Origin of the sequence: Streptosporangium heterodermiicola, from assembly GCF_051390675.1 — a bacterium.
Taxonomy (GTDB): Bacteria; Actinomycetota; Actinomycetes; order Streptosporangiales; family Streptosporangiaceae; genus Streptosporangium.
The window spans coordinates 263790-288268 of record NZ_JBPJSR010000003.1 but is presented as its reverse complement, the minus strand read 5'-3'; the positions used below and the strand labels follow the sequence as shown (position 1 = coordinate 288268).

Sequence of the window (24479 nt, the reverse complement as noted above, 5' to 3'; positions counted from 1 at the left end):
TCAAGATCCTTTTCTGGTACGGCTACCGCTACACGTCGAGGAAACGGACGTCCCGGGCGTTCCTGATGATGAAGGAGCGGCGGGCTTCGACGTCCTCACCCATGAGCACGCTGAACAGCTCGTCGGCCTGGGCCGCGTCGTCGAGGGTGACCTGGAGGAGAAGGCGGGTGTCGGGGTTCATGGTGGTGTCCCAGAGCTGGTTGGCGTTCATCTCGCCCAGTCCCTTGAAGCGCTGCACGTTGTCGCGCGGCCGGGGGTCGGGCTTGCCCGCGTCGATGCCCGCCTGGATGACCACGTCACGCTCGCGGTCGGAGTAGGCGTAGGAGGCGTCCTCGCCCTTCCGGTCCCACTTGATCTTGTAGAGGGGCGGCTGGGAGAGGTAGACGTGCCCGGCCTCGATCAGCGGCCGCATGAAGCGGAACAGCAGGGTCAGCAGCAGCGTGGTGATGTGCTGGCCGTCGACGTCGGCGTCCGCCATCAGGATGAGCTTGTGGTAGCGGAGCTTGGAGATGTCGAACTCGTCGTGCACGCCCGTGCCCATGGCGGTGATCAGCGCCTGGACCTCGTTGTTCTGCAGGACCTTGTCGATCCGCGCCTTCTCGACGTTCAGGATCTTGCCGCGGATCGGGAGGATCGCCTGGAACTTGGAGTCGCGGCCGCCCTTGGCGGAACCGCCCGCCGAGTCGCCCTCGACGATGTAGAGCTCGCACTTCTCAGGGTCGCTCCACTGGCAGTCGGCCAGCTTGCCCGGCAGCCCCGAGCCCGACTCCAGCAGCGACTTGCGCCGGGTCAGGTCGCGGGCCTGGCGGGCCGCGAGGCGGGCGCGGGAGGCCTGCAGGGACTTCGTGATGATGTCCTTGGCCTCGCCGGGGTTGCGCTCGAACCAGTCGCGCAGGTGGTCGTTGCACGCCTTCTGCACGAACGACTTGGCCTCGGTGTTGCCCAGCTTGGTCTTGGTCTGGCCCTCGAACTGCGGGTCGGTCAGCTTCACCGAGATGATCGCGGTGAGACCCTCGCGGATGTCCTCTCCGGCGAGGTTGTCGTCCTTGCCCTCCTTGAGGAACTTCTGCTCGCGCGCGTAGCGGTTGACGATGGACGTCAGCGCCGCGCGGAAGCCCTCCTCGTGGGTGCCGCCCTCGGCCGTGTTGATCGTGTTGGCGAAGGTGTAGACGGACTCGCTGTAGGAGTTGTTCCACTGCATCGCGATCTCGACGGCGATGCCCTCGCCCTGCTCCTCGAAGTCGATCACCGAGAGGTGGGCCGGCTCCTTCTTGGAGTTGAGGTGCTCGACGAAGTCGGACAGGCCGCCCTCGTAGTGGTACGTGACCTCCTTGGGCTCCCCGTCCTCGCCCTCGGCGAACTCGGGGCGCTCGTCCCTGATCGAGATCGTCAGGCCCTTATTGAGGAAGGCCATCTCCTGGAAGCGCCGCGAGAGGGTCTCGAAGTGCCAGATCGTGGTCTCGAAGATGGTCTCGTCGGCCCAGAAGGTGATCGAGGTGCCGGTCTCGCCGGTCTTCTCGCCCTTGGCCAGCGGGGCGGTGGGCCTGCTCTCGACGTAACTCTGGCGCCAGTGGTGGCCCTCGGTGCGGATCTCCACGTCGAGCTTGCCGGACAGCGCGTTGACGACGGAGACGCCCACGCCGTGCAGGCCGCCGGAGACCGCGTACGACTTGTCGTCGAACTTGCCTCCCGCGTGCAGCACGGTCAGGACGACCTCGACCGCGGGACGGTTCTCGCCGGGGACGATCCCGACGGGGATGCCGCGGCCGTTGTCGACGACCCGCACGCCGTTGTCGGCGAGCAGGGTGACCTCGATCCGGTCGGCGTGTCCCGCCAGGGCCTCGTCGACGGAGTTGTCCACGACCTCGTAGACGAGGTGGTGCAGACCGCGCTCGCCTGTCGAGCCGATGTACATGCCGGGGCGCTTACGGACCGCCTCAAGCCCTTCGAGAACGGTGATTGAGCTAGCGTCGTAGGACAAGTGCGAAATCCTCCTGCCGCGGACACGCGGCAGGGAGACAACATGTAGCCCCGCCGTGCCCGTCACCGTCGTGAATGCCCCGATGCGTTCACCCAGGGGAGCCGGCACGCGCGCCGGGGGTGACACGCAAACGGACGTGTCCGGAATTCGATTTCATTCTAGCGGCTCAGAGCACATCATGTGGCATTGACGGCCTCTGGAATGGCCTGTCGCGCGACGATCATCGTCTTGGACATCCCCCTACGGGGACGGGGTTCGCCGCGCCAGAAGGGCCGCTGATCCGTTTTCGATCCCCGGATCAGCCGTAGGTGTCGCCCGGACCGCGACTTCCGGTGACGCGCAGGCCGCCGCTGGAGCGGGGGCCGTTCTGCGGTCCGCGAACTTTTACCTTTTGCACCGTTCCGTCCCCGAGCTCCTCATTCAACCTCCTGACGAGCGTCCTCGCCAGCAGGCGCACCTGGGTGGCCCAGGCGGTGGAGTCGGCGACCACCACGACCTCGCCCTCGGCGAAGGTCTCCGGCTTGGTGTGGGCCGCCATGTCGGCGCCGACGATCTCGTGCCAGCGGCCGAAAACCCCGCCGATCGCGGCGGGCTGCTCCCAGCCCCGGTCGGACAGCAGGTCGGCGATGGCCCGGCCGAAGAGCTGGGGGTCACCGGAGTCCCTGCGCGCCCCCGACGCCCTGCGGCGCGGCTCGCGGCGGGGGAGCTGTCCCCGTCTGGCGGCGTCCGACTTCGCCTGGGCCAGCTTCTCCCTGGCCATCGCGGCCCCCTTGGCGGCCGCGCTCCTCGCGGAACCGGCGGCCGCACCGTCCACGCCCGCACCGTCCGCACCGCCCGTGTCGCCCGCATCGCCCGGCGCGGGTGCCGCGCCGCGCCGTTTCGGCTCAGGCCCCCGGGGGACGGGCACCGGGCCTCCGGCGCCCTCTCCGCCGTCATCGGACACGGGCCACGCCCCCCTCGGTCACGTCGAAGCGGCTCCCGGCCAGCTCCCCCGGCACGTCGTCGGGGACCGCGGCGGTGATCAGCACCTGCTCCGCCGGGGCGACCATCTCGGCCAGGCGGCGCCTGCGCCTGTTGTCGAGCTCGGCGAAGACGTCGTCCAGGATCAGGACCGGGTCGCCGCCGTCGGCCCTGAGCAGGTCGTAGGCGGCCAGCCTGAGCGCCAGCGCGAACGACCACGACTCGCCGTGGCTGGCGTAGCCGCGCGCGGGCAGCTCGCCCAGGCCGAGGAACAGGTCGTCGCGGTGCGGCCCGACGAGGGTCACGCCCCGTTCGAGCTCGGAGGCGCGGACCTCCAGCAGGCAGGCCCGCAGCCGCTTCGCCAGCTCGGCGCGGTCGGTCCCGGCGTCAGGGGGCAGGGTGCCGCGGTACTCCAGCCCGGCGGGGGCGGAGTCGGGCGCGAGGGAGGCGTACGAGGCGGCGACCAGCGGGCGCAGCGTCTCGACCAGCTCCAGCCTGGCCGCGAGCAGCTCGGCGCCGTGCGTGGCCAGGTGTGCGTCCCAGACCTCCAGGGTGCTCAGCGGGTCTCCCGCCCCGGCCTCGGCGAACGCGGCCTCGCTCTCGGCCCGCCGGGGACTCCTGCCCCGGCCCCGCCGGGCCTGCGCGGCGGTGCGCAGCAGGGCGCCACGCTGCTTGAGGACCCGGTCGTAGTCGGCGCGCACCCCCGCGAACCTGGGCGTCCTGGCCACCAGGAGGTCGTCGAGGAACCGGCGCCGCTCGGAGGGGTCGCCCTTGACCATCGCGAGGTCCTCGGGGGCGAACAGCACCGTGCGCAGCAGGCCGACGACGTCGCGGGGACGGGAGACGGGCGAGCGGTTCAGCCTGGCCCGGTTGGCCCTGCCCGGGTTGATCTCCAGCTCGATCAGCGCGCGCCGCTCGTCGCGCACCACCGACGAGCGGACGATCGCCCGCGCCGCGCCCTGCCTGACCAGCGGCCCGTCGGTGGCGACCCGGTGGCTGGCCTGCGTCGCCACGTAACCCAGCGCCTCGACCAGGTTGGTCTTCCCCATGCCGTTGGGCCCGACGAAGGCCGTGACCCCCGGCTCCATGCCGAGGTCGACGGTTTCGTAGGACCGGAAGTCGGTCAGGGAGAGATGGGCGACATGCACCCCAGGAAGATTAGTCGGCCCCGTCCGTCACCGGGGCCTCCCGCGTCCGTACGGCTCGCGCCCCGTGGAAAAGGTATGGCGCGAGCCGCGAGGGGACGTGGGCTGACGGCAGGCTATCCGGCCGTCTCGACCGGGGGCGTGACGTCGGCGCCGGGGGAGTCGGCGCCCTTCTCGGTCGCGCCCGCCCTGGAGGTGACCGCGTGGCCGCCGAACTGGTTGCGCAGGGCCGCGACGACCTTCATCGCCGGTGAGTCGTCCTGGCGGGAGGCGAACCTGGCGTACAGGGCGGCGGTGATGACCGGCAGCGGGACCGCGTGCTCGACGGCGGCCTGCACCGCCCAGCGGCCCTCGCCCGAGTCCTGGGCGTAGCCCTCCAGCTCCGCAAGGGACGGGTCCTCGTCGAGCGCGCGGACCATCAGGTCGAGCAGCCAGGAGCGGATGACCGTGCCCTGCCGCCAGCTCTTGAAGGAGCCGGCCACGTCGGTCACGATGTTGGAGGCCTCAAGGAGCTCCCAGCCCTCGGCGAAGGCCTGCATCATGCCGTACTCGATGCCGTTGTGGACCATCTTGGCGAAGTGGCCGGCGCCGATCGTGCCCGCGTGGACGAAACCGTCCTCCCCCTCGGGCTTGAGGGTCTCGAAGATCGGCATCACCCGCTCGACGTCGGCCTTCTCGCCGCCGACCATGAGCGCGTAGCCGTTCTGCAACCCCCAGACGCCGCCGCTCACGCCGCAGTCGACGAAGCCGACGCCCTTGGCGGCGAGCTCGGCGCCGTGCTTCTGGTCGTCGACATAGTGCGAGTTGCCGCCGTCGACGAGGATGTCGCCGGGCGACAGCAGGTCGCCGAGCGCCTTGACCGTCGCCCGGGTCGGGTCACCGGAGGGCACCATGACCCACACGGTGCGCGGGGCCTGGAGCCGCTCCACGAGCTCTTCCAGGCCGGCCACGTCACTGACCGCGGGATCGCGGTCGTACCCGACGACGTCGTGACCTCCGCGGCGCAGGCGCTCGGCCATGTTGCCGCCCATCTTGCCCAGCCCGACCATGCCGATCTGCATACGAGCACCCCCTTCAGGGTTTCATCATTCACCTACGCCAGGCGTGCCCGCGCAAGCCTTACCAGCTCGGCGTTCCCGCCGACGGGGTCACCCACAGGGCTGTGGAGGACGTCCTCCAGGCCGATGCGCGTGGCGAGTCCAGACTGCCCAGCCTCGTCCAGGAGAATCCACGCGGGGTCCCCCTCGCCGTGGAGCAGTCTCGGGCCGGGGACGCCGAGCCCGGCGAGACGGTCCAGGACGGCCCGCGCCCGGGAGAGGGCGGTGTCCGCGGGACCGCCGATGATCTCGACGAGCACCCGCGCGCATTCGAGGCCGGTCGCGGCGAGCGCGTCGGCGTCCTCCACCGACCAGACCCCGGCCTCCACCTGCACGCCGAGCCGTCGCAGATCATGCCACAGGGCCTCGAAGCCGGGCTCGGAGAGGTTCACCGAGGCGAAGTCGGGCAGCTCGCCGGGGGAGAGCGCGGCCCAGCCGCGGACGGCGTCGCGCCGCGCGTCCACGTCCCAGCCGGTTATCCACAGCCCTGTGCTCACCCCGACGGGCAGCCCCGGGCACGCCTCGCGCACGGCGCGTACGGCCGCCCCGATGTGGGCGGCGCTGAGCGACTCGCTGCCCGCCTCGTCGCGCGGGTGTATGTGAACGGCGTCCGCACCCGCCCCACGCGCCCCACGGGCCGCCTCAGCGAGCTCCAGGGGGGTCAGGGGGACGGCCGGGTGGTCGCCGGGCCTCCTGGCGCCGTTCAGGCACGCCTTGAGCCACGTCGTCCCCCGCGCGGCCTCGCCGCGCGTCTCGGCTGCCCTGTGGACGACCGTTCCCGTCGCCGCCGCCGCGAGATCCCCGCCGGGACCGGTCGCCGCGCCTGCCGCGAGAGAGCCTGTCTCCGGGCCCGCCGGGAGATCCCCGCCGGAGCCGGCAGCCGCGTCTGCCGCGAGAGGGCCGGTCTCCGAAGCCGCCGCGAGATCGCCTTCCCGGCCTGGCGCGGGATCCACCGGGGGACTCGCCGGGGGATCCGCCGCGCCGGGCCGTCGCGGGGCCGTCATCAGCTGGACAGGCGGATGGGCATGATCAGGTAGCGGTAGTCGGGGACACCGCCGTCGTCCGCGGGCTTGCCCCCGGTGAGGATGGCGGGCTTGGTGGACGTGGTCATCTGCAGCCGGGCCACGTCGGAGTCGATCGCGCCGAGCCCCTCCAGCAGGAACTGGTGGTTGAAGGCGATGTTGATGTCGTCGCCCTCGAACTCGACGGGGAGCACCTCGACCGCCTGCGCCTCGTCGCCGCTGCCCGCCTCCAGGACGACCTCGTCGCCGCGGAAGGCCAGCCGTACGGGCGTGTTGCGCTCGGCGACCAGGGCCACGCGCTTGACGGCCTCGACGAAGGCGGACGTCGGCAGCTCCGCGCGGGCGGAGAACTCCGTCGGCAGCAGCGAGCGGTACTTGGGGAACTCGGGGTCGAGCAGCCGGGTGGTGGTGCGGCGGCCCGCGCTGGAGAAGCCGATCATGCCCTCGCCGGTGCCGCCCGCGGAGCTCATCGCGATCTCGACCTCGGCGCCGGTGCCGCCCAGGGCCTTGGCCGTGTCGGCGAGGGTCCGGCCCGGGATCATCGCGATCGCCGAGAAGTCGGGCTGGCCCGGCTGCCACTTCAGCTCCCGCACGGCGAGACGGTAGCGGTCGGTCGCCGCGAGCGTGACCGTGTCGCCCTCGATCTCCACGCGCACGCCGGTGAGCATCGGCAGGGTGTCGTCCTTGCCCGCGGCCACGGCGACCTGGCCGACGGCCGAGGCGAACACGTCGCTGCCCACCTTGCCGGCGGCGGGGGGCATGGTCGGCAGGGAGGGGTAGTCCTCCACAGGCATGGTGAGAAGGGTGAACCGCGCGCTGCCACAGGTGACGACCGCCTTGGCACCTTCCACGACGAGATCCACGGGCTGCGCGGGAAGCGCCCTGGTGATCTCGGCGAGGAGCCTTCCGGAGACGAGCACCACGCCCGCCTCGCCCGTCTGCAGTTCGAGGGTCACCTCGGCGGAGACCTCGTAGTCGAAGCCCGAGAGCTTGAGCTGCCCGTTCTCCGTGACCTCAAGACGCATGCCGGCCAGCACCGGCACGGAGGGACGCGCAGGCAGGCTGCGCGCCGTCCATGCGACCGCCTCAGCGAGCACGTCTCGGTCGACCCGGAACATCACGTGGATCTGCCTCCTGTGTGTCGAGCGCCATCCGCTCGGTGCCTGGGGTTCAAGTGTTCACTGTCCCGCACCTGTGCTCCCTCGGAACCCTCTTATGGCTCTTGGGTTTCCTAGTTAGAGATACAGGTGGCCTTCGTATTAGGGGCTGTGGATACTGTGGAAAGCCATTGTTTCCGCAGGTCAAGTGCTGTTTTTTCATCCACCGGGGCTGTGGGCGGAGACTGTGGACAACTCTTGGGGCTGGGGAGAACCTCGGAGTACACACAGGCCGTCCCCAGATTCGGGGTCCTCTGTCCCCAAGTTTTCCACGAGGTTTCCCCAGGTTATCCACGGGGTAGGAGGTCGTTTTGTCCTTGTGGAAAACTCTCCCCACAGGGCGTCCCCAGGTTATCCACGAGTTGTCCCCAGGTTGTCCCCAAGTTCTCCCCAGGGTTGTCCACAGACGCCGAACAGCGTTCGGCCCAGCGGGTTTCCGGATGATCATGGTTCGGCGTCCCGGAGCCTCCCGGGCCCCCGCGAACCGTTGATCCACAAGGTTTTCCACAGCCTGTGCATCACGGGGTGAAAAACCTCATCATCCGTTGCGGGACTGCTGCTTGATCCGGGTCGTCAGCTCGTTGACCTGGTTGTAGATCGAGCGTCGCTCGGCCATCAGGGAGCGGATCTTGCGGTCGGCGTGCATCACCGTGGTGTGGTCGCGGCCGCCGAACTGCTGGCCGATCTTCGGCAGCGACATGTCGGTCAGCTCCCTGCACAGATACATGGCGATCTGCCGGGCGGTCACCAGGACCCGCGAGCGCGACCCGCCGCACAGGTCGTCGATCGACAGCCCGAAGTAGGCGGCGGTGGACGCCATGATCGTGGCGACCGTTATCTCCGAGCCCGCGTCCTCGGTGATGAGGTCCTTGAGCACGACCTCGGTGAGCTGCAGGTCCACCGACTGCCGGTTCAGGCTCGCGAACGCGGTCACCCTGATCAGGGCGCCCTCCAGCTCGCGGATGTTGGTCGAGATGCGGCTCGCGATGTATTCGAGCACCTCGGGCGGCGCGGCCAGGCCCTCCTGGATCGCCTTCTTGCGCAGGATCGCGATCCGGGTCTCCAGCTCGGGCGGCTGGACGTCGGTGATCAATCCCCACTCGAACCGGTTGCGCAGCCGGTCCTCCAGCGTGACCAGCTGTTTCGGCGCCCGGTCGCTGGAGATGACGATCTGCTTGTTGGAGTTGTGGAGCGTGTTGAAGGTGTGGAAGAACTCCTCCTGCGTCTGCTCCTTGCCCTCCAGGAACTGGATGTCGTCCACCAGCAGGATGTCCACGGCCCGGTAGCGGCCCCGGAAGTTGTCGGCCTTGTGGTCGCGGATGGAGTTGATGAAGTCGTTGGTGAACTCCTCCGAGCTCACGTATCTCACCCGCGCGCCGTCGTACAGGCTCTGCGCGTAGTGGCCGATCGCGTGCAGCAGGTGGGTCTTGCCCAGGCCCGAGTCACCGTAGATGAACAGCGGGTTGTACGCCTTGGCGGGCGCCTCGGCCACCGCGACCGCCGCCGCGTGCGCGAACCGGTTGCTGGAGCCGATCACGAAGGTGTCGAAGGTGTACTTCGGGTTCAGCCGGGCCGGTTCCCCCTGCGTCCGGCTCCCGCGGCCGTCCCACCTGTTCTGCACGCCTCCGGCGCCACCCGCGGCGGGCACGGGGGGCGCGCCGCGGTCGAACGAGTCGGGCTCGGGCCGCGGCGGTGACGGCTGCGGGGTGTAGCCGCGGCCGTATCCGGGGCTCTGCTCCCCCTGCGCGGGCGCCTGCGAGGGCTCCGCGGGAAGGTACGGCTGGGGGGACTCCTCGCCCTGCTGGTACGGGTAGGAGAACGGCTGTGCCTGTGGATAGTCGGTGGACGGCGGCGCGGGCTGGTTGCCCCCCGTATAGGGGTGCTGGAGCCCGGAACCCCCGTGGTGCTGGGGCGGAGCGGGCTGTGCATAACCCTGCCGGTCCCCGCCGGGCTGTGCATAACCCGGGGGCTGGGCCTGGGGATAACCGTCCTGGCGGGGGGGGAGCCCGGACTCGGGGCCCGCCGCGCTGGGGTCGACCATGACCGCCACCCGCATCGGGCGGCCGAACTCCTGGGAGAGCGCCTGGCTGATGAGCGGACGAAGCTTGTTCTCCAGGACATCTCTGGCGAAATCCGTGGGTGCGGCGAGGACCACGGTGTCGTTCATCAGGCCGAAGGGCCGGGTCATGTTGAGCCAGACCCGCTGCTGGGACGGGACGTTCTCGTTCAGGGAGTTCTCAAGGGCCCTCGCCCAGACCGCGCTGAGGTCCGTTCCGTCCATGGTCCGGCTCCCCTCCTCCCGACGCGGCCCCGCTGGCCTACCGCGATCTGTTTATCCACAATGGTGGCCGCCGGGCGCACCGGATCTCGTCGTTGTCCACATGCAGGGAGTCCCGTGGCCCCTTCGTGGGCGCCATACGAAATCCACATCGAATCCACAGGCTGTGCACAGCCCGTTACCTGCGGTCCGACGCGTCCTCGCAGCGGAGAGAGGGTCTGGAAGGGCCGACAGTAGCCCTGTCCACAGCTGTGTACAAGACGTTGTCCACAGCCTAGTGGCGTACGGGAGGGACGGAGCGCACATCCTGTGGACGGCGAGGCGCCGGTGGATAACGTGCCTGTGGAAACGTGGATAACCTGTGAGGGCGTGCTCGGGGAACACTCTCCGGTTTGACCTGGGACACGTCTGACCCGTAACGTACGACGGTCGGCTTGCCACGCGGCGGCTATTTCGCATGCCCCGCATCCGGCAAGCCAGCCACTGTCGAGCGTCCCCATGTGCTGGGGATGCGTCTTGAGCCTGGAGCCCACTCGTGAGCAAGCGTACTTTCCAGCCGAACAACCGCCGTCGTGCGAAGACCCACGGCTTCCGGCTCCGCATGCGCACCCGCGCCGGCCGCGCCATCCTTGCCGCTCGCCGTCGCAAGGGCCGCGCCGAGATCTCCGCCTGACGCATCCGTTGCGCCCGGTTCGCCGGGCCTAGGCAGTAGAGCCCGTCGCCCGCCGGCATCGCTGTCGGCGGGCGACGGGCGTACCTGCCCAGGGTCACCAAGATCTCTCGTGCTGCCGTCCGGGTCCCGCATGCGCCGGGGCGACGAGTTCGCCGGCGCGGTCAGAGGGGGAAGCCGAGCAGGCCGCCCCACCCTGGTCGCGCACCTTGGCATGCGTTCTGACAGGGATACTCCTCCCCTGGTCGGATTCGTGGTGAGCCGTGCCGTAGGAGGCGCGGTCATCAGAAATCGGGTTAAACGTCAGTTGAGACACCTCATGCGAGACCGTCTCGACCGGCTTCCGAGAGGTAGCCTGCTGGTGGTACGCGCCAATCCACCGGCCGCGTCCGCGCGAAGCGAGCGCATAGCCGCCGAACTCGACGTCGCGCTGGATCGTTTACTCAGGCGGCTGGAGCCCCCCGGGGCTCGCATGGATGGGCGATGATGACGGCGCAGCAGACCGCTGGAATTTCTCCGGCTGCCAGGATCCTGATGGCTCCGATCCGGTTCTACCGGTCCTTCGTGAGCCCTCTGCTGGGTCCCCGTTGCCGCTTCCACCCCTCGTGCAGTGCCTACGGCCTCGAAGCCGTGGCCGTTCACGGCGCGCTGCGCGGCACATGGTTGACGATCCGGAGAATCGGGCGTTGCCACCCATTCCATCCCGGAGGCTTTGACCCGGTGCCCCCGCGCCCGGGCCGGTCCGACGAAACGCAAGGGAGCTAGCTCGGTGGAGCTGTCCTGGCTGAACTGGCTGTACACAGCCGTCGCCCATGTAATCACCTGGATTCACCAGGGCTACAGCACCTTCATCCCGAAGGACAGCGGGCTCAACTGGGCGCTGACCATCATCACGCTCACCGTGCTGATGCGGCTGCTGATCTTTCCGCTCTTCCTCAAGCAGATGCGCTCGTCGAAGAAGATGCAGGAGCTGGCGCCCAAGGTCCAGGAGATCAGAAAGCGCTACAAGAACGACAAGCAGCGGATGAACCAGGAGGTCATGGCGCTGTACCAGGGGCAGGGGGCCAACCCGCTGGGTGGCTGCCTCCCGATCCTGGCGCAGTTCCCGATCTTCATCTCGATGTTCACCGTGCTGCAGGCCATGGCGAACAGCCCGGTGCCCAAGTTCGGCATGACCCAGCAGATGATGGACAGCGCCCGAGCTGCCCACATCTTCGGCGCGCCGATCCCGGCGACCTTCTTCACCGACTCGGCCGACATCATCAAGCTCGGTGCCGACCCGATCGTCACCAAGGTCGTGCTCGCCATCTTCGTGGCGGTCAGCTCGCTGACCACCTTCCTCACCGTCCGGCAGAGCGTGACCCGCTCGATGGCCCAGATGCCGGACAACCCGATGGCGCAGCAGCAGAAGATCCTGATGTACGTCTCGCCGCTGTTCGCCGTCTTCTCACTGAACTTCCCCCTCGGCCTGATCCTCTACTGGGTCACCACGAACCTCTGGACCCTCGGCCAGCAGCACTGGTTCTACAGCCGCAACCCCTCCCCGGTGGTCGACGCCAAGGGCAACATCACGACTCCCGAGCCCAAGCCGAGCCTGCTGAGCAAGGTCAAGAAGACCGCCCCCGAGCCCGAGGCGCCGCCCGAGCCCGAGGCCAAGGTGATCCGGCAGCAGCCCACCCGCCAGCCCCGCAGCAAGCGGACCGGTAGCAAGAAGTCCTGACATCTCATCCCGACAGCACGAAGGAGTGGCCGGACGTGACCGAGGCCGAGGCCGAGAAGGAGCCCGCGAAGGCGGCTCCCGATCTCGCCGCTTTGGAGCAGGAAGGCGAGATCGCGGCGGACTATGTCGAGGGTCTGCTCGACATCGCCGACATCGACGGTGACATCGACATGGATGTCGAAGGCGATCGCGCCGTGGTGTCGGTCGTCGACATCAAGGGCGGCGACCTGGTCGGCCCCAACGGCGAGGTGCTGGAGGCCATCCAGGAGCTGACCCGCCTGGCGGTCCACCGTCAGACGGGCGAGCGGTCGCGCCTGATGCTCGACATCGGCGGCTACCGCGACCGCCGCAGGAGCGAGCTGAGCGAGCTCGGCACCAAGATCGCGGCGGACGTCAAGCGGAACGGCGAGCCCAAGTCGCTGCAGCCGATGACGCCGTTCGAGCGGAAGATCGTGCACGACGCCGTCGCCGCGGCGGGCCTGCGGAGCGAGTCCGAGGGCGAGGAGCCCCGCCGTTTCGTGGTGGTCCTTCCCGTTTAGCGCCTTCCGTTCAGCGCCTTCCAGCGGCTGTACGAGCCTGCAGAGGCCGCCGTCCCCGGTTTCCGGGGACGGCGGCCTTTTCGTGTCCCGTCGCCACCCCGCGCTGTACGACGGCGCCGAAGCGGGCCGTTAGCCTTGAGATCGGCCTGACCCCGATATCTCCGAGGGAAGAGTGAGCATCGAGTGAGTGACCAGATCCCCGAACCGCCCGAGGTCGCGCGCGCGGTGTTCACCGGCGACGCCTGGGCCAGAGCGGAGGCCTTCGCGGAGCTGCTGGCCGGTCCCGGGGTGGTGCGCGGGCTGCTCGGCCCGCGGGAGGTGCCGCGCATCTGGGACCGCCACCTGCTCAACTGCGCGGTGATCGCCGAGGTCGTGCCCGCCGACGTGCGCCTGGTCGACATCGGCTCCGGCGCCGGCCTGCCGGGCCTGGTCCTGGCGATCGTACGGCCCGACATCACCGTCACCCTCCTGGAGCCGCTCCTTCGCCGGACGGTCTTCCTGGAGGAGTGCGTGGAGTCGCTGAAACTCGGCAACGTCGAGGTGCTGCGCGGCCGGGCCGAGGAGTTCGCGGGCAGGCGGGAGTTCGACGTCGCCTCCGCCCGCGCGGTGGCGCCGCTCGACCGCTTGCTGAAATGGTCGCTGCCCTTGCTGCGCGAGGGGGGCGAGCTGCTGGCGATGAAGGGCGAGCGCGCCGCGGAGGAGTTGGCGGACGCCGAGCCGCAATTGCGGGCGAGTGGGGTACAAACCGCGGAGCTTACATCGGTCGGGCACGGTAAGGTCGAGCCGCCCGCAACTCTCATCCGGGTGGTCGCCGGTCGGGCTCCCGAAGGAGCGCGGAAGGCCTCTCGCCGGAAGGATCGTGCCTCGCGAGGCAGATAGCGCGAGGCACCGGATAAACCGAGCAAAGCGAGTACGAGGCCAGTGAACGACCGTTCGAGTGCGATCGCCAGCGCGAGGAGCGGTCTCGGCTGGCCCGAGGTTCCCGCCGTTCTGCCCCATGGACGCCTTTCCGGTCTGGGCTGGCCGGCACCAGCACCCGGTGCCGTAGTCAGGCCGGTTGAAAGGAAGACGACCGTGACCCAGACCCCCCTTAATCCCGGCGACTCGCCGCTGGTACGAGAGGCACTCAGCTCAGTGGTTTCACGTGAAACATCGGCCCAGAAGACCGCCGCCGCTCCCGGAGGCTCCACCGGGGTCCGGGACGGTGACTGGCCCCGCCCCGCCAAGACCCGGATCTTCACCGTCGCCAACCAGAAGGGCGGCGTCGGCAAGACCACCACGTCGGTCAACCTGGCGGCGGCGCTGTCCATGCACGGCCAGCGGGTGCTCGTGGTCGACCTCGACCCCCAGGGAAACGCCTCGACGGCCCTCGCCGTCGAGCACCGAGGCGACGTGCCGGACATGTACAAGGTGCTCGTGGAGGACCTGCCGCTCGCGGAGGTCGTGAAGGAGGTCCCGGACATGCCGGGCCTCTACTGCGCTCCCGCCACGATCGACCTGGCCGGTGCCGAGATCGAGCTGGTCTCCATGGTCGCCCGCGAGGCCCGCCTGCAGCGCGCGCTGGCCGCGTACGACGCGGTCGAGTTCGACTACATCCTCATCGACTGCCCTCCCTCGCTCGGCCTGCTCACGGTGAACGCGCTGATGGCCGCGAACGAGCTGCTCATCCCCATCCAGTGCGAGTACTACGCGCTGGAAGGTCTAGGCCAGCTACTGAGGAACGTGGACCTGGTCCGCGCGCACCTGAACCCCACGCTCGACCTCTCCACCATCCTCATGACGATGTACGACGGGCGCACCCGCCTCGCCTCGCAGGTCGCCGACGAGGTCCGCTCCCATTTCGGCGCGACGGTGCTGAGCACGCTGATCCCCCGGAGCGTGCGTGTCTCCGAGGCTCCGAGCTACGGTCAGTCGGTCATGACGTACGATCCGGGCTCCAGCGGCGCGATGGCCTACATGGACGCCGCCCGCGAGATCGCTTACCGCGGTGCGGCGGTATGAGCACCGGGAGCCCCGTGGCCGCGGCCACGGGTATGTCAGTGAGGGCGACACCTTGAGTCTCGGGAGGGGCAGTGAGTAAGCAGCCGAGAGGGCTGGGCAGGGGGCTGGGGGCGCTCATCCCGACGGGTCCGGCCGTCGTCGCGGAGCCGCCGCCCGTGTCGATGACCGCGACCATGGTCGCCCCCGAGCCGGTGGTGGTGCCGGAACAGCCCGGCCCCCAGCCGGTCGCGGGCGCCTACTTCCTTGAGATCCCCGTCGACGACATCGCGCCCAACCCGCGTCAGCCCCGCGACATCTTCGACGACGAGGCCCTGAAGGAGCTGGCCACCTCGATCGGCGAGGTCGGCCTGCTCCAGCCGATCGTGGTGCGCGCCACGGGCGAGGGACGCTACGAGCTGATCATGGGCGAGCGCCGCCTGCGCGCCTCCAGGCTCGCCGGGCTCTCCGAGATCCCCGCGATCGTCCGGGAGACGCACGAGGACAAGCTGCTGCTCGACGCGCTCATCGAGAACCTCCAGCGCGAGCAGCTCAACGCCCTGGAGGAGGCGGCGGCCTACCAGCAGCTGCTCAGCGACTTCGGCGCGACCCACGAGCAGCTCGCCACCCGGATCGGCCGGTCCCGCTCGCACGTGACCAACACGGTGCGCCTGCTGAAGCTGCCGCCCTCGGTGCAGAGCAAGGTCGCGGCCGGAACGATCAGCGCGGGCCACGCCCGGGCCCTGCTCCGCCTGGACGACCCCGCCGCCCAGGAGCATCTGGCCAGCCGTATCACGGCCGAGCTGCTCTCGGTCCGCGCGGTCGAGGAGATCGTCGCGGTGGGCGACGCCAAGGCCGCCCCGGCACCGGTTCCGCGCGCTCCCCGGGCGAAGCCCGACGAGGAGCCCGCCCTCCGGCATCTGGCCGACCGTCTCTCCGACCGCTTCGAGACCCGGGTGAAGGTCGACTTCGGCCGTCGCAAGGGACGCATCGTGGTGGAGTTCGCGACCATCGACGACCTGGAGCGCATCATCGGCACGATGGCTCCGGGCTCGCTGCAGGCGACGGAAGGATGATCACACCGGTTCCGGGAGTCCGGGAGAGCGATCCCGTGGCGTCCTCGCCGGGCCGGTGCCGGTGAGTCTTCCCCGAGGCCCCTTCCGGGATGGCTGCCTTCCGGGATGACCCCCGGCGGCCGGCCTTCCCGGACGGTTCCCCACGCGGCACACCCACACACTTGGCGAACGGCCTCCCTGTTTCACGTGAAACAGGGAGGCCGTTCGCGTTCTCCCCGGCTACCGTCTGGCCGCTCCCGCGCTCCGGCACCTCCCCCTCCTTCTGTCGGCCGCCCTGTGCTCGCCGTACGGCGTTGCGGTGATCGATTGGGACTTGCCCTTCCGGGGCGTCTCGCGTGTACGCGTGAGCGACTTCAGGGCCGCGCGTCCCGCTTCGTCAGGGTCGGCGTGAGTGGGGTGTTGCCTCTCAGTGGAGGCGGCGTTGTTTCACGTGAAACAGGAACTGAGGGTGCGTGTAACCGGCCCCGGCAAGGACGGTTCCTCAGACGGTTCCTCAGTGAAGGAGGGAAGCGGTAGGAGATTGGAGAGCGGCAGGGGGTCTCTCGCTCACGGGGACGCCTCACCCATGGGGGCGCCTCACCCATGAGGACGCCTCACCCATGGGCGGCCGGGATTGCCGTACGGGAGATGAAGATGCTCGTGAGGCGGCTACCGGTGTTTCACGTGAAACAGTCCTCGTCCCCGGAGGTCCCCTGTTTCACGTGAAACAGGGGACGTTCAGGAGCCGGTGGTTTCCTGGACGACGAGACGGATGTCGGCGAGGAAGGTGTCGACGTGCTCGGGGGTGGTGTCGAAGGCGGTCACCCAGCGGACCACGTTCTCGGCCGCGTCCCACACGTGGAAGAGATAGCGCTGCTGCAGCTCCGCGATGGCCTTCTCCGGGAGGGCCGGGAAGACGGCGTTGGACTGCACGGGATAGCGCAGGGAGACGCCCGGAAGATCGGCGATGCCGTCGGCCAGGCGGTGGGCCATGGCGTTGGCGTGGGCGGCGTTCTCGCGCCAGAGGTCGTCGGTGAGGAGGGCGGTCAGCTGGGCGGAGACGAAGCGCATCTTGGAGGCGAGCTGCATCCCCTGCTTGCGCAGGAAGAGCGCCGGGGAGTCCAGCTCCGGACGGAGGATCACGAGCGCCTCGGCACCCATGGCGCCGTTCTTGGTGCCCCCGAAGCTGAGCAGGTCCACGCCCGCGTCCGTGGTGAGGGAGCGGAGCGAGCAGCCGAGCTCGGCCGCCGCGTTGGCCAGCCGGGCGCCGTCCATGTGCAGGAAGAGACCGTGCGCGTGCGCGAACTCCGCGAGCTCGGCGATCTCGTCGGCGGTGTAGCAGGTGCCGCACTCGGTCACCTGGGAGATGGAGATGACCCTGGGCTGGGAGTGGTGCTCGTTCCCCAGCACGGACAGCTGGTCGCGGACGTCGTCCACGGAGATCTTGCCGTCTCCCGTGGGAAGGGTGACCAGCTTGGTGCCCAGCACACGTTCCGCGGCACCGCACTCGTTGGTGTGGATGTGCGCGGTGGCCGGGCAGAGCACCGCGTCGTACGCCCGGAGCACGAGGCCGAGCCCCACCACGTTGGCGCCGGTGCCGTTGAACATCGGGTAGACGGACGCGTGGGCGCCGAACTCGGCGCGGAAGGCGTCCTCCATCGCGGTGGTCCAGGCGTCCCCGCCATAGGCGGGGGCGTCTCCGGTGTTCGCTTCGAGGATGGCGGTGAGAACCGCGGGGTGCACGCCCGCGTGGTTGTCGCTGGCGAAGCTCTTGGGAAATGGGGTGGAGGTCAGCACACGGCCAGCGTAGGGGGAGACCCGGCCCGCCCACCGACCCGCCCCGCCCACCGACCCGCCCCGGTCCGCCGGCCCCTCCCGCTCGTCACCGGCCTGTCCTGCCCGCCGGCCCGCCTCGCTCCACGGACCCGCCCTGCGGACCCGCCCCGCCTGTAGGCCCCTCCTGCTCATCACCGGTCTGCCCGACCCGCCTCGCCGCCCCTGCTCGACCTCCGTACGGGAGAGCCCGCTCTCAACGGGACGGCCCCGCCGGGGGAGCCGAGCGCGAGAAGAGAGGAAGAGAAGAAGCGGAGCGACGACGGACGGCCCCGTCCAACGGGACGCCGGGGGAGCCGGGCGCGAGGGTCAGGCGCCGCGCTTGGTGGCCTGTTCCAGGAGGACGCGGCAGAGGGTGCCGAGGTCGTCCCCGGCGGCCTCGGCGGCCATGGGGAGGAGGGACGTCTCGGTCATGCCGGGAGCGACGTTCACTTCGAGGAAGTGGGGCAGGCCGTCCGCGTCGACGATCAGGTCGGTGCGGGAGACGTCCCTGAGACCGAGGGCGGTGTGCGCGGTCACGGCCATCGCGGCGCAGGCCGCCGACGCCTCGGGCGAGAGGCGCGCCGGGGCGAAGAACTCGGTGTGCCCGGCGGTGTAGCGGGCCGCGTAGTCGTACACGCCCTCGTTGGCGACGATCTCCACGGGAGGCAGTGCCACCGGGCCGCCCCCGAGGTCGACCACGGAGACGGCGACCTCGACCCCCTCGACGCAGCGCTCGATCAGCGCGGTGTCGCCGTAGGCGAAACAGCCGACCATCGCGGCGGGGAACTCCTCGGCGCTGCGGACGATCGACGCGCCGAGCGCCGAGCCGCCGCGGGACGGCTTGACGAACAGGGGCAGGCCGAGGCGCTCCACGATGCGGGCCAGCACCGCGGAGGCGCCGAGGTCGTGGAAGGTCTCCTTGGGCAGCGTCACCGACTCGGGGGTGCGCAGCCCGACGGAGCGGACGACGGTCTTGGCGGTGGGCTTGTCGTAGGCGACCCGGCAGGCGTCGGGACCGGCGCCGACGTACGGGACGGAGAGGAGTTCCAGGACCGAGCGGATGGCGCCGTCCTCGCCCGCCCCGCCGTGCAGGGTGACGAAGACCGCGTCCGGCGGGTCCGCGAGCACGGCGGGAACCAGTGACGCGTCGGTGTCGCGGGTCTCCACGGAGACGCCCGCTCCGCGCAGCACCTCGCTCACCCGGCGGCCGGAACGCAGCGAGACCTCCCGCTCGTAGGAGAGCCCGCCCGCCAGGACGAGCACATGGCCCAGGTCACTCATCCGACATACCTCTCGTCAAGGCCCGCTCCGAGCCTGTCCTGTCGCTCTCGTCACGCGTGGTCCGGCTGTCCCGGCGAACCGGATCGATCACCGCGCACCGGCGCAGGAAGTCACCGTACGGTACCGGTGGGGAGGAGCTCGTGCCGGAGGTGCCCCGTGGCACGGAGCACCTCCGGAGGGCGAGGTTACGCGAGGTCGGGTCCCGGGGTGTCGATCCCGGCGCGCTCGGTGGGCGAGCCGGTCCCGAAGGTGTCGCGGACGCGGAGCTCCTGCCCGATCACCCCGGCCAGGCGGCGGACGCCCTCGCGGATCCGCTCGGGCTCGGGATAACAGTAGGAGAGCCGCATGTGCCGCGCGCCGCCGCCGTCGGCGAAGAAACCGGTGCCCGGCACGAAGGCCACCCGCTCGGCGACCGCGCGGGGCAGGAGCGCCTTGGAGTCGAGCCCCTCGGGGAGGGTTGCCCAGACGAAGAACCCGCCCCCGGGGCGGGTCCAGGTGACGCCGTCGGGCATCAGGGCCTCTAGCGAGGCGAGCATGGTGTCGCGTCGCTCGCGGTAGAGCTCCCTGAACGACTTGATCTGCTCGCGCCAGGGCTGGGTGGCGAGGTACTGGCCGACGGCCAGCTGCGTGAAGGAGGAGTGCGACAGCACCGCGGACTCCATCGCCAGCACCAGCTTCTCGCGGACGGCGTGCGGGGCGAGGGCCCAGCCGACCCGGAAACCGGGGGCGAGGGTCTTGGAGAACGAGCCGAGATAGACGATGCCGTCGGCGTTGTCGGCGCGCAGCGTCCGCATGGGGTCGCCGTCGAAGCCGAGCATGCCGTACGGGTTGTCCTCGACGATCAGCACGTCGGCCCGCTGGCAGATCTCCAGGACCTGCTGCCTGCGCGCGACGCTGAGCGTCACCCCCGCGGGGTTCTGGAAGGTGGGGATCGTGTAGAGGAACTTGATCCGGTTGCCCGCGCTCTTCAGGGCGTAGATGGTCTGGGCGAGCGACTCGGGGATGATCCCCTCGCTGTCCATCGCGACGTGGATGACCCTGGCCTGGTAGGCGGAGAACGTGCCCAGCGCCCCGACGTAGGAGGGCCCCTCGGCGAGCACGACGTCACCCGGGTCGATGAAGATCCGGGTGATGAGGTCGAGGGCCTGCTGGGAACCGACGGTCACGACGACGTCGTCGGGGTTGGCCTCGATGCCCTCCATCCGCATGACGTCGCAGATCTGCTCGCGCAGGTGCGGGTCGCCCTGCCCGGAGCCGTACTGGAGCGCGACCGGGCCGCGCTTGGCGATCAGGTCTGCGACCAGCTCCCCCACCACGTCCAGGGGGAGGGCCGTGACGTACGGCATGCCGCCGGCGAGCGAGACCACCTCGGGCCTCGACGCGACGGAGAAGAGAGCTCGCACCTCGGAGGCGACCATCCCGGTTGCCCTTGCCGCGTAGCGGTCGACGTAGGCGTCGATGCGCGACCCCTGGGTGGGGACGATGGTCTGACCGTGATCGTGATCCTGGGGCACGGTCCACCTCCTAGGTTGTGTGGTCATACTAGAGAAACCAGGTTACGTCAGGGGTTGCAGTCGCCTGCGTGTGGGGACGGGACCTCCTGAAACCAAGACCCTTACTGGGCTACGATGCCAGCTGGAGACGCCGTTTTCGCGCGTTTTTCGCCATGGCTTGCACTCGTCTCGCCAGGATTGGGGCCAACAGGTGTCGCGTCGGCTGGCAAACGTCACCCTCGACAATCTCGACGACCTGCCGCGCCGCTGCCGCCGGTGCGTCTTCTGGGAGCTCGATCCCGTCAACGCGGACCGGGCCGTGAAGGCCGGCGATCCGGGGCTGGAGAAGGAGGCCTGGATCTCCTCCACCCTCCTGGAGTGGGGAAGCTGCGGAAAGATCGTCTACGTCGACGGGGTGGCGGCCGGCTTCGTGCTCTACGCGCCGCCCCACTACGTGCCGCGCTCGGTGGCCTTCCCGACCTCCCCGGTCAGCGCGGACGCGGTGCTGCTGATGACCGCGCACATCATCCCGGAGTTCTCCGGGGGCGGCCTGGGCCGGATGCTGGTCCAGGGCGTGGCCAAGGACCTGACCCGGCGCGGGGTGCGCGCGATCGAGGCGTTCGGCGACCTGAAGTGGGAGCAGCCGGGCGCGTGCCTGATGCCCGCCGACTACCTGCTCTCCGTGGGTTTCAAGACGGTCCGCCCGCACCTGCGCTTCCCCCGCCTCCGCCTGGAGCTCAAGAACGCCGTCTCGTGGCGTGAGGACGTCGAGGTGGCACTGGAGAGGCTGCTCGGGTCGATGAGTCCCGAGAGGGCTCTGCGGCCCGTCTGAGACCCCCTGGAGCCCGTACGGCACGCTCCGGAGCCGAACGCGCCCGCCCGGGGTCGTACGAGCCCGCCCGGCCGACGGGTGACCTGTCCCGCGCGGCGTCCTGACACGGGCTCTCCCTGGGTCATATCGGTCCGGTCGGCGCATGTGAAAGCCCCCCGCGGTGAGACGGGGGGCTTTCAGTGGGTGGGTGTGCCGCTCGGAAGCGGGTGATACGGGCGGACGCCGTGGGGGGCGGCCGACCGCAGGGGGCCTAGATGATGCCCTCAAGCTCGCGAAGCAGCATGGCCTTCGGCTTGGCGCCGATTATCTGCTTCACAACCTCTCCGTTCTTATAGACGTTCAGGGTGGGAATCTGGAGTACGCCATAGTTTGTCGCCGTTGTCGGATTTTCGTCGACGTTCAGCTTCACGACGGTGAGCTTCTCGGCCTGCTCGCCGGCGATCTCCTCCAGGATCGGCGCGACCTGGCGGCACGGGCCGCACCACTCGGCCCAGAAGTCGACGATCACGGGCTTGTCGCTCTTGAGGACGTCGGCCTCGAAGCTGGCGTCGGTCACGTGCTTGATGGTGCCCAAGGTTCCTGCTCTCCCTCTTGCGCTGTCGCCCTTTGTCCGGGGGCTGTTCCTGATGACGTTGCCGATGGGGTGACCGGCGTGCGCGGCGGCGTCCCGCGAGGCCCGCCTCGCGGGGTGTCACGCGTCGCCGTCACGCGCCTTCGTCACGCGCCGTGCTCGGCCAGCCAGCGCTCGGAGTCGAGCGAGGCGGCGCAACCGGTGCCGGCGGCGGTGATCGCCTGGCGGTAGGTGTGGTCGACGACGTCGCCCGCGGCGAAGACGCCTTCCAGGTTCGTGCGCGTCGAGGGCGCGTCGACCGTGATGTAGCCCTCGTCGTCCAGCTCGATCTGGCCCTTGACCAGCTCGGTGCGCGGGTCGTGCCCGATCGCGACGAACAGGCCGGTGGTCGCCAGCTCCGCCTCGGCGCCGGTCTTGAGGTTGCGCACCCGCACCCCGCTCACCTTGGTCTCGCCCAGCACGTCGACGACCTCGCTGTCCCACAGGAAGCGGATCTTCTCGTTCGCGAACGCCCGATCCTGCATGATCTTGCTGGCGCGCAGCTCGTCACGACGGTGCACCACCGTCACCGAGGCGGCGAACCGGGTCAGGAAGATCGCCTCCTCCATCGCGGTGTCCCCGCCGCCGACGACCACGATGTCCTGGCCGCGGAAGAAGAACCCGTCACAGGTGGCACACCACGAGACGCCGTGGCCCGACAGGCGCTTCTCGTTGGGAACGCCCAGCTCGCGGTATCCCGAGCCCATCGACAGGATGACGGACGTGGCGTAGTAGGTGTCGGTGGCGGTCTTGACGACCTTCGGGCTGGCGGCCAGGTCGACCTCGACCACGTCGTCGGCGACCAGCTCGGCACCGAACCGCTCGGCCTGCTTGCGCATCCCGTCCATCAGGTCAGGGCCCATGATGCCGCCGGGGAAGCCGGGGAAGTTCTCCACCTCGGTGGTGTTCATCAGGGCGCCACCGGCGGTGACCGACCCCTCGAAGACCAGCGGATTCAGCTCTGCACGCGCGGAGTACACGGCCGCCGTGTAACCCGCGGGACCCGACCCGATGATGATCACATTTCGGACGTCCATCAGTGCTCGCGCCTCTCCCTCTGTCGATGCCACCGGCGTCAACAGATCCTAGGGGCCGGTGATTCCCGCCCGGTGCGGTGACGGAGACCCCGGTGGAACCGGAAAGCCCGGCACGGACGAATCCATGCCGGGCAACTCCGGCGGAGGCGAGGGTTTTGGGAACGGATTACCCGTCCCGGATCACCCCTCCGGTCACTTCCAGCGCGCGAGGCCTGGCTTGCGTACGTCGTCACACTGCGGGCCCACGACGTGGACGCGCACCGTGTTCTTGGCCTTGTCCTGCCAGAAGAGCAGGATGTTGGCCTCCTGCCCGTTGTAGTACCCCTGGTCCACGGCGAAGGGCGAGAAGCCGACCTGCGCCGCGACCTGCCGGACACACTTGTCGATCCCCGAGTTCTCGGTCGTCCCGACGATGGTCCCCGGGCTGATGTAGTCGAGCAGCGAGCCGCGGAGCTCCGCGTCGGTGTAGTTCCAGTTGCTGTCGGTCAGCGAGTACTGGATCGTGTCCGCCGGCGAGGGCTGAGCGATGGGCACGGGGGCCGGGCCGGACGCCGTCAGCGTCCCGGTCGCCAGCACGGTCGCGCCGATCACCGCCGCGGCCACGCCCGCCGCCGCGGCGGGCATCGCCCACCGCCGCAGCGGGTTCGTGCCGCGACGCCTGGCGGGGACCACCGGGACGACGGTGCCGTCGTCGCCGACGACCCCCAGCCGCACCGGCTCAAGCTCCGGCTCCCGTTCCGGGAGCGGGGCCCTCCGAGGGGTCGTCTCCCATGGCGCCGGTTCTGCGGGAGAGGACGTCTCCCACGGCGCGTCGCGCATTATGTCGTCCCAGGCCGGTGCTTCCACCAGGCCCACTCCACCTCCACGGAAGCTGTCTGCCTCGGCGGCCAGCGCGCGGTCGATCCTCAGCGCGACTCCCATCGGCATCGCCGGTGTCGGAGTCGCCGCCAGCACCTCGCGGACAGCCGCGAGGTCGGCGAGGCTCTCACCACAGGGATCGCAGATCGCGAGATGCTCGCGTACCCGCATGGCCGTGGCGGCGTCGAGGAGCCCCTCGGCCAGTTCGGCCAAGATCTCCAGGTCGTAGTGCGTATCACCCGTCACGAAGTTCTGCTCCCTTCGCGGATGAGACGCGAGACAGGTCTGATCGGTTCCGTAAATGGGAAAGAATCGGGGCGAGTTTCGCCCTTCCGCGCGCGCACCGGCTCTTCACCGTGCCGCTCGGCACCTCCAGCACCTGGGCCGCGTCCTCGACCGAGTAGCCCATCATGTCCACGAGGACCAGCGCGGCGCGCTGGTCGGAGGGCAGCAGCTTCAGGGCCGCCGAGACCTCCATGGACACCTCGCGCTCGGCCGTCTGGTCGAGCACCGGGGTCTCGCGCTCCGCGGCCTCGACGAGCTCGTCGTCGGCCACCGGGCGCACCGATTTCCTGCGCATGCGGTCGAGGCACGCGTTGACCACGATGCGATGCAGCCACGTGGTCACCGCCGCCTCGCCGCGGAAGCTCCCGGCCTTGCGGTAGGCCGAGACGAAGGCGTCCTGAACGGCGTCGGCCGCCTCGTCGGGATCGCCCAGCGTGCGCAGGGCGACCGCCCACATGCGGTCTCGATGTCGCTTGACTATTTCACTGAAGGCGTGCGGATCCCCGGCGATGTGCCGGGTGAGCAGGTCGGCGTCGGACACGGGGGTCTTCGCCGTCTGCTCGTCCGCCGCTGGCGGGGTCTCGGGTGGGGAATTCACAAGGAGAGTCCTGCTATACCGATCCGGGGAGAACACCTCTACGGGATAGATGGTGCCACGGATTCTCCG

Annotated in this window: 23 protein-coding genes; 9 read left to right on the top strand and 14 right to left on the bottom strand. The window is 69.9% G+C overall.

The features are described from left to right. Window positions 1-28 precede the first annotated feature (28 nt). The 7 genes from gyrB to dnaA form a co-directional block, all read right to left on the bottom strand. Window positions 29-1981 (bottom strand): DNA topoisomerase (ATP-hydrolyzing) subunit B, encoded by a 1953-nt coding sequence (gene gyrB / locus ACSC1Q_RS08460; protein WP_436758090.1) that lies wholly within the window; start codon window positions 1979-1981, stop codon window positions 29-31. A gap of 298 nt (window positions 1982-2279) precedes the next feature. Continuing rightward, a complete protein-coding gene (locus tag ACSC1Q_RS08455; RefSeq protein ID WP_436758089.1) occupies window positions 2280-2795 on the bottom strand; it encodes a DciA family protein in 516 nt (171 codons plus the stop codon). A gap of 118 nt (window positions 2796-2913) precedes the next feature. Then, on the bottom strand, window positions 2914-4089 hold the full coding sequence (gene recF, locus ACSC1Q_RS08450; RefSeq protein WP_436758088.1) for a DNA replication/repair protein RecF: 1176 nt from the start codon (window positions 4087-4089) through the stop codon (window positions 2914-2916). A 113-nt stretch (window positions 4090-4202) separates the two neighbouring features. After that, a complete protein-coding gene (gene gnd, locus ACSC1Q_RS08445) occupies window positions 4203-5147 on the bottom strand; it encodes a phosphogluconate dehydrogenase (NAD(+)-dependent, decarboxylating) (RefSeq protein ID WP_436758087.1) in 945 nt (314 codons plus the stop codon). Window positions 5148-5179: 32 nt separating this feature from the next. Then, the gene (locus tag ACSC1Q_RS08440; protein ID WP_436758086.1) at window positions 5180-6136 is read right to left on the bottom strand and encodes a 3-keto-5-aminohexanoate cleavage protein; all 957 of its coding nucleotides are present in this window, start codon (window positions 6134-6136) and stop codon (window positions 5180-5182) included. Window positions 6137-6186: 50 nt separating this feature from the next. After that, complete coding sequence (gene dnaN / locus ACSC1Q_RS08435) at window positions 6187-7326, bottom strand: DNA polymerase III subunit beta (protein WP_436758085.1); 1140 nt, start codon at window positions 7324-7326, stop codon at window positions 6187-6189. A gap of 574 nt (window positions 7327-7900) precedes the next feature. After that, a complete protein-coding gene (dnaA, locus tag ACSC1Q_RS08430; protein WP_436758084.1) occupies window positions 7901-9643 on the bottom strand; it encodes a chromosomal replication initiator protein DnaA in 1743 nt (580 codons plus the stop codon). Window positions 9644-10175: 532 nt separating this feature from the next. Between dnaA and rpmH the strand changes: the two genes are divergently transcribed. From rpmH to ACSC1Q_RS08390, 8 genes are all read left to right on the top strand, one after another. Continuing rightward, window positions 10176-10313 (top strand): 50S ribosomal protein L34, encoded by a 138-nt coding sequence (gene rpmH / locus ACSC1Q_RS08425; protein WP_329088117.1) that lies wholly within the window; start codon window positions 10176-10178, stop codon window positions 10311-10313. Between the two features lie 109 nt (window positions 10314-10422). Continuing rightward, complete coding sequence (gene rnpA, locus ACSC1Q_RS08420) at window positions 10423-10797, top strand: ribonuclease P protein component (RefSeq protein WP_436758083.1); 375 nt, start codon at window positions 10423-10425, stop codon at window positions 10795-10797. After that, window positions 10794-11075 (top strand): membrane protein insertion efficiency factor YidD, encoded by a 282-nt coding sequence (yidD, locus tag ACSC1Q_RS08415; RefSeq protein ID WP_425582575.1) that lies wholly within the window; start codon window positions 10794-10796, stop codon window positions 11073-11075. Before rnpA ends, yidD begins: the two co-directional genes overlap by 4 nt. 4 nt (window positions 11076-11079) lie before the next feature. Further along, the gene (yidC, locus tag ACSC1Q_RS08410; RefSeq protein ID WP_436758082.1) at window positions 11080-12030 is read left to right on the top strand and encodes a membrane protein insertase YidC; all 951 of its coding nucleotides are present in this window, start codon (window positions 11080-11082) and stop codon (window positions 12028-12030) included. Between the two features lie 35 nt (window positions 12031-12065). Beyond that, complete coding sequence (locus ACSC1Q_RS08405) at window positions 12066-12569, top strand: Jag family protein (protein ID WP_350968643.1); 504 nt, start codon at window positions 12066-12068, stop codon at window positions 12567-12569. A gap of 183 nt (window positions 12570-12752) precedes the next feature. Then, on the top strand, window positions 12753-13448 hold the full coding sequence (gene rsmG / locus ACSC1Q_RS08400) for a 16S rRNA (guanine(527)-N(7))-methyltransferase RsmG (protein WP_436758081.1): 696 nt from the start codon (window positions 12753-12755) through the stop codon (window positions 13446-13448). A 195-nt stretch (window positions 13449-13643) separates the two neighbouring features. Further along, the gene (locus tag ACSC1Q_RS08395; protein WP_436758080.1) at window positions 13644-14570 is read left to right on the top strand and encodes a ParA family protein; all 927 of its coding nucleotides are present in this window, start codon (window positions 13644-13646) and stop codon (window positions 14568-14570) included. Window positions 14571-14641: 71 nt separating this feature from the next. After that, window positions 14642-15622, top strand: a complete 981-nt coding sequence (locus ACSC1Q_RS08390; RefSeq protein WP_436758079.1) for a ParB/RepB/Spo0J family partition protein — start codon at window positions 14642-14644, stop codon at window positions 15620-15622. A gap of 717 nt (window positions 15623-16339) precedes the next feature. Here the strand turns inward: ACSC1Q_RS08390 and ACSC1Q_RS08385 are convergent. From ACSC1Q_RS08385 to ACSC1Q_RS08375, 3 genes are all read right to left on the bottom strand, one after another. Next, a complete protein-coding gene (locus tag ACSC1Q_RS08385) occupies window positions 16340-17398 on the bottom strand; it encodes a threonine aldolase family protein (RefSeq protein WP_436758078.1) in 1059 nt (352 codons plus the stop codon). A 345-nt stretch (window positions 17399-17743) separates the two neighbouring features. Beyond that, window positions 17744-18697, bottom strand: a complete 954-nt coding sequence (locus ACSC1Q_RS08380; RefSeq protein WP_436758077.1) for a D-alanine--D-alanine ligase family protein — start codon at window positions 18695-18697, stop codon at window positions 17744-17746. 185 nt (window positions 18698-18882) lie between these two features. Continuing rightward, entirely contained in the window at window positions 18883-20115 is a 1233-nt protein-coding gene (locus ACSC1Q_RS08375; RefSeq protein ID WP_436758368.1) for an aminotransferase-like domain-containing protein, read from the bottom strand. Window positions 20116-20401: 286 nt separating this feature from the next. Here ACSC1Q_RS08375 and ACSC1Q_RS08370 point away from each other — a divergent pair, with 286 nt between their 5' ends. Continuing rightward, a complete protein-coding gene (locus tag ACSC1Q_RS08370) occupies window positions 20402-21022 on the top strand; it encodes a GNAT family N-acetyltransferase (RefSeq protein WP_326646217.1) in 621 nt (206 codons plus the stop codon). 250 nt (window positions 21023-21272) lie between these two features. On the opposite strand, the gene trxA is transcribed toward ACSC1Q_RS08370, so the two are convergent. The 4 genes from trxA to sigM form a co-directional block, all read right to left on the bottom strand. After that, the gene (trxA, locus tag ACSC1Q_RS08365) at window positions 21273-21596 is read right to left on the bottom strand and encodes a thioredoxin (RefSeq protein ID WP_350968651.1); all 324 of its coding nucleotides are present in this window, start codon (window positions 21594-21596) and stop codon (window positions 21273-21275) included. A 143-nt stretch (window positions 21597-21739) separates the two neighbouring features. Then, the gene (gene trxB / locus ACSC1Q_RS08360) at window positions 21740-22672 is read right to left on the bottom strand and encodes a thioredoxin-disulfide reductase (RefSeq protein WP_436758367.1); all 933 of its coding nucleotides are present in this window, start codon (window positions 22670-22672) and stop codon (window positions 21740-21742) included. A gap of 189 nt (window positions 22673-22861) precedes the next feature. Beyond that, entirely contained in the window at window positions 22862-23773 is a 912-nt protein-coding gene (locus tag ACSC1Q_RS08355; protein ID WP_436758076.1) for an RsmA family anti-sigma factor, read from the bottom strand. After that, window positions 23763-24410, bottom strand: a complete 648-nt coding sequence (gene sigM / locus ACSC1Q_RS08350) for an RNA polymerase sigma factor SigM (protein WP_436758075.1) — start codon at window positions 24408-24410, stop codon at window positions 23763-23765. Before sigM ends, ACSC1Q_RS08355 begins: the two co-directional genes overlap by 11 nt. Window positions 24411-24479: the final 69 nt, after the last annotated feature.

Coding starts and splice junctions, on each gene's coding strand:
- ACSC1Q_RS08380 (WP_436758077.1), bottom strand. CDS start 18,697: ATGAGTGACCTGGGCCATGTGCTCGTCCTGGCGGGCGGGCTCTCCTAC.
- dnaA (WP_436758084.1), bottom strand. CDS start 9,643: ATGGACGGAACGGACCTCAGCGCGGTCTGGGCGAGGGCCCTTGAGAAC.
- ACSC1Q_RS08375 (WP_436758368.1), bottom strand. CDS start 20,115: ATGGTCGCCTCCGAGGTGCGAGCTCTCTTCTCCGTCGCGTCGAGGCCC.
- yidD (WP_425582575.1), top strand. CDS start 10,794: ATGATGACGGCGCAGCAGACCGCTGGAATTTCTCCGGCTGCCAGGATC.
- gnd (WP_436758087.1), bottom strand. CDS start 5,147: ATGCAGATCGGCATGGTCGGGCTGGGCAAGATGGGCGGCAACATGGCC.